This window comes from Lacticaseibacillus camelliae DSM 22697 = JCM 13995, from assembly GCF_001311195.1.
Taxonomy (GTDB): domain Bacteria; phylum Bacillota; class Bacilli; order Lactobacillales; family Lactobacillaceae; genus Lacticaseibacillus; species Lacticaseibacillus camelliae.
Genome location: NZ_BBAJ01000027.1, coordinates 16,570 through 27,973, shown reverse-complemented (window position 1 = coordinate 27,973; position 11,404 = coordinate 16,570). Strand labels below are relative to the sequence as shown.

Sequence of the window (11,404 nt, the reverse complement as noted above, 5' to 3'; positions counted from 1 at the left end):
AAAATTGAGGGACTTTCTTCGCTTGAATCTAGGGACATCTCATGCCGTCATCGAAGAAGCTATGGCCCGGATGGCGCAGACGTGGCAGAAAATGATCAAATAATCGAATTGGAGTGAGATAGCATGTTTAACTTCTTGAAAAAAAAGACTAATAAAGTTTCTTTCGTGGCCCCGGCAACTGGTCAAGCGATGCCGATCACAGATGTTTCTGATGAGATGTTTTCGCAAAAAATCATGGGGGATGGCTACGCGGTCAAGCCGACAAGCGATGACTTGTACGCTCCCGTCAGTGGATCGATCACGTCAGTTTTTCCAACCAAACATGCTATTTCATTTAAGACGCCTGAAGGACTGGAAGTTCTGTTTCACATGGGCGTTGATACGGTTGAGCTTAAGGGTGCGCCTTTCAATCTTTCTGTAAGTGAGGGACAGTCTGTAGCTGCAGGAGACTCACTGGGAACTATGGATCGTTCAAAAATTAGCGCCGCGGGAAAGTCTGATGAGCTGATTGTCGTATTTACTAACACTGACTTGATTTCAAGCGTTTCTGTGGTTGCAAAGGCCAGTATTAAACACGGTGATTCGTTGGGTGAGGTAACCTTAGTATCCTAAGTTCATACGATAAATTTTTTTGGAGGAAAGTCAGCACTTTGCGCTTTCATATAATTCTTGGCGTGCAGACAGGCTTATTTCTATGAAGTGTAAAGAGGGGTCTCCTGATTTAGGAGGCCTCTCTTTGGCGTTCTGATTAGAAGACGGTTGTTTTAGCCTATTATCAATATCTGAACGGATATGGGCAGTTTTGCTTTGAGATACCTATATGGGAAAAAGTTGAAATTGTTACTCCTCGAATTTGAGAAAAGCGATGGTAGGTAGACTTTAGAGTCCGCTCACGCATTTCTACTGCAAGACCTGTTCATTTTGTGGAACGGTTTTGTCGGCCGAATAACTATTTCAGTTTCTCACTCCGTTCTATTTGAGACACACCAAGCCTGGCTACAGACTTTTATCTTATTGACTAATTTGTTTCAAGTATTGTTCAAGGTAATTGAGAACGCCATTGTCGTCGGCTGCTTCAGTAATCTGACTGGCTATCGTTAATACCTCCGGATCGGCATTTGCCACGGCTACGCTCGTGCCGGCGATTCGCATCATCGTTAGATCATTCCGGCCGTCTCCGAACACGCAACTATCAGCAAGCGAGATACCGAAATAGTTACTGAGCAGTCGTAGACCATGTGACTTGTCCTTTCCGGGCCGGATTAGGTCAATATTGCCAAAACGGCTAGATGTTGCGTGTACTTGCAGTGGAAAAGTGGTCTCAATTTTATCTAATAGTGTTTGGGTCTGTGACTTGGGACACGAGATGCTGATTTTAATAATATGGTGAGCGTAGGGCAGTAGCGTTGCCACCGTTTCGAGTGCGGGACAGAATTCGTGCATCATCTTGATTCGCCCTGGATCGTCCCCGTTCAGCATAAAAGCTTTTATTGGTGTACAGATGACGAGGTGTAGATTGGGAATGTTGCTTAGATATTGAACCAGCGCCTGTGCTGTGCTATCAGGGAACAGGTTGACCTCGAGCACTTTTTCTTTGCTTATAATGTAAGGTCCGTTTTCGGCAATCATCCCATCGATTGAGAAACCAGTGAAGTATTCGTCAATTCGTTCTCGCTGATTTCCACTTGCGATTGCAAAACGAATGCCCCTATGGTGCAGAGAACTAAGAATGGACTTAAATCGCTGTCGGTCATAATGACGTGTGTGATCAAGAAACGTGTGATCCATATCAGTAACGAATAGCCGAACCACCACGGTTAGCTCCTTTCGTGCGCGTCTTATCAGCGCGGCATAAACAATCAATCATACCTTTAGTCGAACAGCGGTTGCGGCATCATTGATACGGTGCACCACTATTGATTGTGCGTGGAAGGGCACACGGTCTAGACTGTAGACTTTTTTCCCCCGGAAAAGTTCACGGTGCATGATTGCAACACTGTAGCGCTCTGTAGGCGTGACTTGTATCTGCCATGCACTGCCTTCAGCGGCAGGCAAAGGCCGGTCGAGATTTTGCAGAATTGGAATTGAGCTGATTGTTGCAGTTTTTGGTGCGATGAGCGTGGTTTGGCTGATTTGGTTAGTGAACGGTGTGCGGTAGGTAAGAACTTGATGCGATTCCAGTTCATTGTAGCGGGGAGAAAACGGTGCAGTGGCCACAGTCAAGTCACCAAAATTGGCCAGTTGCCACTGGTTATTCAGGACTGCACCATTCCGGGTCTGGGCTAGATTGACACTGGGATCAAGATGGAAAAATTGGGTTAGTTCATGGGTGCCAGCTGCATGCACTTCATCGGTAATTAGCCAGATTGCACCAGGTATGCTGACAATCTTGCGTGTCCAAACGCTCAACGGATCACTCCCGAGAAGCGTACCTTCGAGGTAATGGTAAGGAGGGCGGTGACGTACATAGGGTTTGAGGGGGGTGCCATACTGCGTGTAGTCCCAGCTGCTATCTGGTGCGCAGGGAGTGAACTGGTCAACCATAACTGAGTTGTGTGCTGGCATGGCTTTGAGTTCTGTGCGCAGCGGCTGGTCTTCGCGGTAAGTATAACGTCCGGAATCGACTAGTAGTGGTTCACCATGGACGTATAGGGAAAAATGATTGTTGTCACTATGGCCGTGGCCGCTTCCTAAGGGCCCGGCATTAAAGAATAGGAAGTCGGCGTCTTTGGCCCAGCTGCTGCGAATGGCGTAATTACCGCTGTCCTCACCATTGAAGGTAAGCGCAGTCGGCACGTCTTCGGGGCGCTGTTGGAACGCCTTCGTTCCTGCAGAGCCGAGCCAGTAAAGGGTTTCTGGACTCAGCGAAGTTTCGGTATAACCTGCAAGCCGCGGTTGGTTCAAAATCACCGCAGCACAGTCGAATACATCATTGGCTAAAATGCGATCTGTATCGCCGAATAGTTCAAGCATGCCAGTGGGCGGCAGCGTCATTTTCAACGCTTGGGTCATTTTTAGTGCGATTGCTTTGAATTCTGTCACGTCGCGGTGCCACCATTCCTGAGTCGCAATGGCGCGGAGTAAGGCGTTCAGCACTTGCACATGATACATTAGCGACTGCTCCCATTGCATACCATCATCAAGGATTTGTAACTGCAGTTGCTCCTTGAGCTCCGTCTCCGCCCATTTGAATAATGGCTGTGCGGCAAAATCGGACTCCAGTACAGGGAGAACTGTTAGTAATGCACACGTTTGAATACTGCCCCAGTTGCTAGTTTTATATTTGGGAATGTATTGAGTCCTGAGATAGGTGGTCTGCGAGATCAGACTGGTGGCAATCGAGGCCAGCGCGTCGTCTGAAAGGTTCTCGTCTTGGTTTAAATAAACCAATGCGTCAACGATATTCACTAGGCGAATACCGGTATCCAAGGTGCGGGTAGAATTTTGCGGCTTGAGAGACGGATGCTGTGCGATCCATGCTTGAATAAAGTGGAGGGCCGCTTGATTGAATTCCTTGCGACCAGTGATTCGAGCGGCAATAATTAGATCACTGAGCCAATCCATGCGATTGAGCATGAAACACCACTCGGGGTCATCATTGCGAATAGCTTCGTAATCCAACGGATTGATCTGATATGGCGTCTTGCAGCGTTCCATGTCCCAAGGCTTGTTAAACAAAAATATATTATTCAGCAAACGTTCCGCGTTTTGGATGATGGCTTGTTTTGCGTTCTTGTCTAAATCTTTCTCGGGGTCAAAGGTACGAGCAGCTGCGATTTGATTGAGTCGCGTTTTGAGAGCATTGATATCTATCATTTTTCCTCCTGCAAACAAGATAGCGCCAACCAACCCGCAAGGCGAGTTCAGTTGGCGCCATCCTAGTATTTCAGATGCTTTACACACCGAGAATGTGGACCAGGCTTAAGACAATCCCAATCACTACGGTTAGGATAACCAGCTTGTAAGTTGTCCAGCCGCGTTTCTTGATTAGGTAGTACATCAGCAAGGTGTACAGCACTGGCAGTAGCGCTGGCGCTACTTTGTCCAGCAAGGCTTGGATATCCACGGTTGAAGTGGCAGCACCCTTAGCAGCCTTAGCACTGGAGGCGTAGGTCAAGGTTACCTTCATTTTAACAAAGGTGGCTGCCAGGCCGGCAATAACTGTGACACCAATCATGCTGGCAGCCTCTGAAATTTGGCTCATCTTCGCGCTGAGCTTTTCGATCATGCTTGTCCCCAGGCGTTTCCCATAAGCACCCATTGCAAACTTGATCGACAGCAGCGTAAAGTTTTCGGCCAGTACGAAGAATACTGGGGCTAATGCAACGTTGTTCATCGCCAACGAGGCAAAGATTGTTGAGAATAGTGGTGCGATACAGAACTGGGATAATGAATCCCCAATCCCAGCTAATGGGCCCATCAAGGCCATCTTGATACCGCGAGTTTCTTTGTATTCCATCCCATTATCAGCCATCGCCAAATGAATCGAGGTGATAAACGGAATCAGATTCGGGTTAGTGTTGTAAAATTCGATGTTCTCACTCAGCACCTTCGCCAGCTTATCAGGATCTTTACCGTATAGCTTCTTGAAGGCTGGGTACATGATCAAGGAGTAGCCTAATCCTTGATAATTGCTGTAGTTAAAACCGTTCTGCAAGAAATAGGAACGCAGTGTGGTTTTGCGGTAATCGCTGTTGGTTAATTGATTAGATCCAGTCATCGTGAGATTCCTCCTCGCTTGATTTGCCTGCATTTGCCGGAGAGGCCTGTTTTCGTCTTGTTCAAAATAGAACTTGAGTGCGAAGACTAAAGCAATAATGGCAATGCCGATTACAGGTAACTGCAGGTAGGCGGCTAAGGCATACCCTAATAGGGCAAATGGAATAAGTTGTTTCTTCAGCATGACAGTCATAATCATGGCAAACCCAATTGCTGGTAGCATACCACCGGCAACATTAAGCCCGGTGAGCAGCCAATCCGGAATCATGGCGACCAAAGTCTTCAAGGTACTCATGCTATAAGCCCCAAGGAACCCAAGTAAAAAGCCAACGATTGCGAATAAAATGACGGTGATATTAGCAATAAAGCGGAATTTACCAAACTTATGTGCCTTTAACGCGTTTGTCGCAGCTTCGGGCAGCCCGGCGCAAAGGGTGTAAACGAAGGTCTGCAGGAACTGAATTGCGACCGCAAATGGGATCGATAGAGCCAATGCGCTTTGCGGAGTAACGCCTGACATCGTAATAGCCATCAAAGTCCCAATGATCCCAGGGCCAATTGGGTTAGGCGGGACGGTACCACCAGCACCGACCCCAAAGCCCATGAAGCTAATTCAGCGACGGCGCCACAGGCCAAGGCTGTTGGAATATCGTTCAAGATGACCCCAACCCCAAAACTCAAGACCAAGGCGCGGTTGGTATAGATGCCCCATAACATCCCCGCGTAACAAAACGCGGTCCAAAGCCCAATGAGTAGGGCTTGTATGAGTGTGATTTGCATGATTGCTCCTCCTAATTGAGATTAATCTAAGTAATCGGCGATGTTAACCTCGACACTACCATCATTGCCAGATGGCGTGGTGCGGTTGTCAAATTCGATGTGATAGTCATTAATCAAAGTCTTTAAAGCAGCCTTATCTTCTGGTCCTAGGAAAATCGAGCGGGTAACTTTTTGCTTGCCAGGAGCGTTGTGAATGTTACCAATGTTGATTTTCTTGATTGGGACTCCGCCCGCCACAAGTCGCAGCGCATCCTTAGGATCCTTCACCAACAGGAAAATCTTCTGTGCTGGATTGGCCTTATAAATAATATCAATTACTTTTTGAACGGGGTAAAAGCGCATGGCCACGGATGATGGAATTACAGTTTTCATCAAGGTTTGTGCTACTTTATCTTCTGCAGTTTCGTCATTAGCGACGATGCAGGTATTCACGCCAAGCACTTTGATCCACATTTGTCCTTGGCCATGGACCAGGCGTTCGTCAATGCGTGTCATCACAATATTCGGATCTGCCATTTGTATTTCCTCCTAAGAATAATTGCGTTTTACCAGTACATTTGCCACTGCTTCTTGTAACGAATCAGGGCTTCTAAGTAGAAATAGTCACCCCATAGATTGCCTTCATCCACACCGCGGCCTGAGTGCCATGAGTACACCCCATGGTTGAGCAAGGCTGTGATACCGGTAGTTTGCTCATCAGTGTAATTGGTAATCAAACTTCGCAGCATAGAGGAGGCAGCGTGCTGGTAAAGGGGCTTAAGTTCATCTCCTTCCTGTAAGAATCCCTCCATTTGTTTGATGCCGCAGACGGCAATGGCTGTGGCGGATGAGTCTTTAGCCTGCCAATCGCCATCGTGAAAAATCAGATCCCAATAAGACACCATGTCAGCCGGCAGTCGGTTCAAGAAGTAATTAGTTACTGCCTTGAACGTGTGGATGTCCGCGGCATCTTGGAGGCGGGTGTAGTTTAGAGCGATGCCGTAAATCAACCAGCTCTGACCACGAGCCAGCTGGAGTCATCAGAGTAGCCTTGGCGGGTTTTGCCGCCAAGCGGTTGGCCCGTTGCTGGGTCGAAGTAGAAAGTGTGGAACGCTGAAGCATCGGGCCGAATCGCGTATTTCAGCGTAGTCGCGTAATGCTTACTTGCAACCTCTTTATACTCCGGCTTGCCCGTTTCCTCACTCGCCCAAAATAGCAGGGGAATGTTGAGCAAAGCATCGACAATCAGGCGATAGTTCTCTGCACTGCCTTTTGGCCCCCAGGCTTGAATGAATTGACCTTTTGGATTGTATCGGGTCATCAGCTTGTCTGCAGCTTTAAGCGCTGCGGCTTTCGCAATTGGGTTACCAGTGAGTTTATAGGCACTCACACAAGAAGGAGTATACAGAAAACCGAGGTCGTGATGATCGACATCAATCTCATGATCGATGCGGTATTTGAAGCTCTGAACGTTTTTCTCTGCCAGCCGGCGGAAATGCTCATCATTGGTGGCCTCGTACGCTAACCACAGAATCCCAGTCCAGAAGCCAGTCGTCCATTCTACGTTCTCGGAAGGCTCATAGCTGCTGTTCTTAGTCGATGAGCTGGGGAAAGTTTCCCCCAGTTTCACAATGTTGTGCTTTACTTTGTCAATGACCACATTGATAGCGCTGTCGATCTCTTTCTCACTTAACAGGGGTTGATTCAAGTAATTTTTAGGGTCACGCAAAGGTTCCAAATTGATCTGTGTCATAGCGTCCTCCAACAAACACGTCTTTATAAAGGGTTAACGTGTTATCTGATTTCAAGTCAAAGGATACTCCGGTTTTTAACGTTTGTAAACGCTTTTTTTAATTTTTTTCCTGTTGGTATTGTTGGTGTGCGCAAGTTAACCTCAAATGCATTGAACTGGCAATAACTAAATTTATTTTTAGTCTTTGAAAGACTGGCCTTTTTTTAACGATTTGAGGTAAATTGGGGGTGCGACGTTAGTTATAACGTTAACCCTAACTTTCCAAATAGGAGTCGAAATCATGCAACCAAAATATCAGTTAATTAAGCAAGAAATCGTTAAAGCGATTGAGAACGGGACTTTCAAGCCTGGTATGCGCATCTATTCAGAAGGCGAGCTACGTGTGAAGTATGGGGTAAGCAATACTACCGCAGTCCGAGCTTTAAATGAGTTGGTGAGCGAAGGCTATTTGGTACGGCGCCAAGGCGATGGCACGTTCGTCCGGCGGAACTTGAACCATCAAAAAGCTTGGTTCAGTGAGTTTTCACCATTCAAGCTGGATGCCAGTGGACAGCGTGAGCGGATTGTTGAACACACAGTCACAACGGTTAACCAAAACATTACTAACGCGGATATCTCTACATTACTTGGCGATCCTACAGAAAGTCAGCAATTGATCTGCGTTCATCAAGTTGCCTACGCTAATGATGTCGCCTGGAAATTTCAGGATCGGTACTTATTAGGGACATACTTGGATCGCTCAGCAATTGAACGTTTGACTGCAGGCAGTAGCCTGTCCCGAGAGATGCGCTTAGATCGCAACCTAGCGGACTATCCCACCCAAACTCATGTTAATGTAGAGTCCCTTGATCAGCTACCGATGCTGCAAGAGGAGATTGCCACGTTGGGGCAGACAGCAAACTATGCGGATGCGCCGGCTGTCTTTCATTTGACCAAGACTTTCTACGGTCCGGCTCATCAGGTATTGGTCTACCTTGTATCAAACAATCATCCTGCGTACTACCACATCGAAATATTGACTGATTAAGCAGTCAGAACGCCAGGGCTTTTGTCTTATGATGACGTTGAGTAATACCTGTTTTCACCGTTGACGAAGGCCGGATACCCAGTCTTCCCAGTAATTTGACTGGGTTAAGGATTGGACGATACGGATATTGGTGATGTGTGGTTAGGAGCGCGTTTCTGTCTAACTCATTCGCAAAACAGGAGCAGTTTTATATCAGAAATTGTTTTGCGGCTCAAATAGCAATTAGATTCAGCTGAAGGCGTTGATATACGCGTATTATTAGCCTTCTGTGGTCTCACAAATTGGAAGCGTTGACATTCTCTGCCGGGGACCACTATACTGCACGTCATGGCTATAGTCGGTGAGCAGCGAACATAAAGTTGAAGCGGATAAGCATCCTTTTTCACCATATGAACAGATTCTGCATTGCTGATGAACAGACAAACTGAAGCTTCAGTTGAGATGCAGACTTTTATAGGCCGTTCGAGATAATGCGGAGCGTCATGGGTAAAGCGTTGGCAAACTACAAACGGGAGGATTAGAGAGTGGCAAGAGCAGGGTAGCTTTAATACCTTATTCAAAGAAATTGGGGGAGCGCTACCCCATCTTTGGTCTTTAATTTTTGAACATGTATATTCCACAAAGTATAGAAAAGGGGATTAAAATGACACAATTTCAAACAATTATCACCGGACACGGGCACTTTGCAACAGGAATGAAGGGCGCTGTGGAACTGCTAGCGGGTGTCCAGACTTCGTTTAAGTATATTGATTTTGCTGAGGGCATGAGCGATGAAGAACTGGGACACCAACTTCAAGCCGCATTAACTTCCAGCCCGACTTTAATTTTTACTGATCTTGTTGGTGGAACACCTTATAAGGAAGCTGCCAAGTTGTCGCTTTCGAGGCAGGACCTTGCTGTTGTTGCAGGTTGCAATCTAGCGTCGCTATTAGAGACTATTTTCAGCAACTACGATTCGCTGTCAGAATATGCTGATACGTTGGTCAACGTGACAAAGCAGTCTGCGCAGGTACTCGATCTTTCTTTAGGCGAGTCGGAGGAAGATCCCGAAGATGGAGAAGGAATTTAAGCAACTGTCAGTTCATTAATGTTGGCACGACGAATAGGGCAGAATTAACGACCCTTTTTAGTTTTTAGGGAATTTTTTTCTGAGAACATCCATGAATGAAATTTTTTTAGTCCTCACGGTTGGCGTACGTATCTAACCCAAAGTAGTTCACTGAATGGATTCGGGGAACTCTAGGACTAATGAAATTGTAGGAGGTAGCCAAGGTGCAGTTACAACTTCGGAAACGTGAGATCACGCTCTTACAAACTTGGATGGACCGCTTAATTGCAGACCAAATTACATCCCCAAATCCGCGCTTTGATGGTGGTGCTCTGTGCCCGAGCTGTTTACACTTTCATGGCCGTGTTATAGATAGTATTTATCCACTGATGACACTGGCTGATTTGACAGGTGATGAGCGATACCGTATATCTGCCGAGCGCTTTTTTTTATTTGGGGGAATAATCTTTATTGTGATGATCACAGTTATTACAATGACGCCCAACAGACCTGGAATAAGACAACAATATTTTTTTTGCGCAGTCGTTAGAACTGGCCTTAACAGAGCATGGGCAAATCCTCTCGCCGCAAGTGTACGATACTTGGATCACACGCTTACGCGAAATTTCGAGGTGGATGTTTGACAATTTCACCAAATCAGATTCTGCCAACACGAATTACCATGCGGCATGTGCTGCCGCGATGGCGATGTGTGGCCAATTCCTTAACGAACCGCGTTATCTAGAACGGGCCCGAGAACTGGCAGAGTTTTGCCAAGAGCATATCACGAAGGACAACTTTCTATTTGGGGAAGGGAACCCACGAGATTTCATTACAGCGAAAGGGTGCTACTCAGTTGATGTGGGATATAGCTTAGAGGAAACACTGCCCAACTTACTTGAATATGCTGTGACGATGGCTGATGAGAAGCTGTACGCAAGGTTGGTGCATGTTGGTCAAACTTATCTGCATTTTCTCCTGCCAGATGGTGGCATGGACAACAGTTTTGGCACGCGTAATTTCAAGTGGACCTATTGGGGCAGTCGTACAAGTGATGGTGCTCTAGCCGCGTTCACTCGGCTGAGTCAGCGTGATGCGGCTTTTGGGTCGGCGGTTGATGCGCAGTTAACGCTTCTCGAACGGTGTACGCATGATGGCTATTTGTACGGCGGTCCAGATTACGCTGCTCATGGTGAGGAGCCGTGCCTTCACCATCTCTTTACGCACGCGAAGGTTCTTGCGGCATGCATTGACGAACCCACTGCTAAAAGACGATTGGGTAAAGCAACTCAATTACTCGGGCATTGGCATTTTGATGCGGTGAACACGTCTGTTTGGCGGACACCACTGGTATACGCCAGCATCACGGCAACGGACTATGCGCATTTTGAAGGGGGACACAGTGTTGGTGGCGTAATGGGGATGCTCTGGCACCGCGCGTACGGCCCGATACTTGCTAGCGGGATAACAGATACTACTAGTCGTGAGCCGTTAAATACACAGCTTAGTCGCCGAAAGGAATCGCTAGTTTCGAGCGCTTGGCGCTGGAGCTATCATGAGAAGGGTCAGGATTACTCTAATGTTTATGACTTGATGGCTCAGATGGTGACGGATAAGACTGGAGCAGCGGTTTACTTTAACTTTGCTAATAAACACTTTGAGCGATTGCCCGGGGCCCGGGGGCAGATTAGATACGAGTTATTAGACAATCGAATCACCTGGAGGCTGCGGACTTCGGTTGCAAAGCCTATTACATTGATTCTGCCAATCTGTAAACGTGAGAACTGGCAGTTTATACAAAAAGATAATGGTGTACGGATAACAAAGGGTGAAACACAACTCGTTATTTCATCAAGTGCAAGCCTCAAGTGTGTCAAACCAGGATTCGCTCTGGCTCCAGGATTTGAACTGTGTGTCCTCTATTTTGAATTAGCCAGCAATGCCAATGAGTCTTTAACTTTTGAGGTCACACCGGCGCACCAGAACTGATTTATGCCGCTAGGCCTAGGCTGTTGAATGTTTGTCATAACTTTACTGGAAAGATGGTATAGGCTAGGCTCACACACTGACCAGTAACTGCGGAATGAAGTTGTTTTGT

At 46.9% G+C, this 11,404-nt stretch carries 9 protein-coding genes and 2 pseudogenes; 5 read left to right on the top strand and 6 right to left on the bottom strand.

The features are described 5' to 3' along the window. Window positions 1–123 precede the first annotated feature (123 nt). Window positions 124–612, top strand: coding sequence for a PTS sugar transporter subunit IIA (locus JCM13995_RS06670; protein WP_054663801.1), 489 nt, complete (start codon window positions 124–126; stop codon window positions 610–612). Between the two features lie 399 nt (window positions 613–1,011). Here JCM13995_RS06670 and JCM13995_RS06665 read toward each other — a convergent pair whose 3' ends face one another. From JCM13995_RS06665 to JCM13995_RS06640, 6 genes and pseudogenes are all read right to left on the bottom strand, one after another. Then, window positions 1,012–1,812 carry a Cof-type HAD-IIB family hydrolase gene (locus tag JCM13995_RS06665; RefSeq protein ID WP_054663798.1) on the bottom strand — a complete coding sequence of 267 codons (801 nt, stop codon included), beginning with the start codon at window positions 1,810–1,812 and terminating at the stop codon, window positions 1,012–1,014. 51 nt (window positions 1,813–1,863) lie between these two features. Continuing rightward, window positions 1,864–3,816 (bottom strand): alginate lyase family protein, encoded by a 1,953-nt coding sequence (locus JCM13995_RS06660; RefSeq protein WP_054663797.1) that lies wholly within the window; start codon window positions 3,814–3,816, stop codon window positions 1,864–1,866. Between the two features lie 79 nt (window positions 3,817–3,895). Further along, window positions 3,896–4,720, bottom strand: coding sequence for a PTS system mannose/fructose/sorbose family transporter subunit IID (locus tag JCM13995_RS15915; protein WP_054663794.1), 825 nt, complete (start codon window positions 4,718–4,720; stop codon window positions 3,896–3,898). Continuing rightward, window positions 4,707–5,499 (bottom strand): annotated as a pseudogene (locus JCM13995_RS15910) (PTS mannose/fructose/sorbose/N-acetylgalactosamine transporter subunit IIC). The gene JCM13995_RS15915 and the pseudogene JCM13995_RS15910 overlap by 14 nt, the downstream one beginning before the upstream one ends. A 21-nt stretch (window positions 5,500–5,520) precedes the next feature. Further along, window positions 5,521–6,015 (bottom strand): PTS sugar transporter subunit IIB, encoded by a 495-nt coding sequence (locus tag JCM13995_RS06645; RefSeq protein ID WP_054663790.1) that lies wholly within the window; start codon window positions 6,013–6,015, stop codon window positions 5,521–5,523. Window positions 6,016–6,044: 29 nt separating this feature from the next. After that, a pseudogene (locus tag JCM13995_RS06640) lies at window positions 6,045–7,231 on the bottom strand (glycoside hydrolase family 88 protein). A gap of 280 nt (window positions 7,232–7,511) precedes the next feature. On the opposite strand from JCM13995_RS06640, the gene JCM13995_RS06635 reads away from it, so the two are divergent. From JCM13995_RS06635 to JCM13995_RS06620, 4 genes are all read left to right on the top strand, one after another. After that, the gene (locus tag JCM13995_RS06635) at window positions 7,512–8,258 is read left to right on the top strand and encodes a GntR family transcriptional regulator (RefSeq protein WP_054663787.1); all 747 of its coding nucleotides are present in this window, start codon (window positions 7,512–7,514) and stop codon (window positions 8,256–8,258) included. Window positions 8,259–8,901: 643 nt separating this feature from the next. Further along, complete coding sequence (locus JCM13995_RS06630; protein WP_054663807.1) at window positions 8,902–9,327, top strand: PTS sugar transporter subunit IIA domain-containing protein; 426 nt, start codon at window positions 8,902–8,904, stop codon at window positions 9,325–9,327. Between the two features lie 203 nt (window positions 9,328–9,530). Further along, window positions 9,531–9,950 (top strand): ulvan lysase-like protein, encoded by a 420-nt coding sequence (locus JCM13995_RS06625; RefSeq protein WP_054663786.1) that lies wholly within the window; start codon window positions 9,531–9,533, stop codon window positions 9,948–9,950. Then, window positions 9,835–11,295: an ulvan lysase-like protein gene (locus JCM13995_RS06620; RefSeq protein ID WP_500778515.1), complete on the top strand. Its 1,461-nt coding sequence runs from the start codon at window positions 9,835–9,837 to the stop codon at window positions 11,293–11,295. Before JCM13995_RS06625 ends, JCM13995_RS06620 begins: the two co-directional genes overlap by 116 nt. Window positions 11,296–11,404 lie beyond the last annotated feature (109 nt).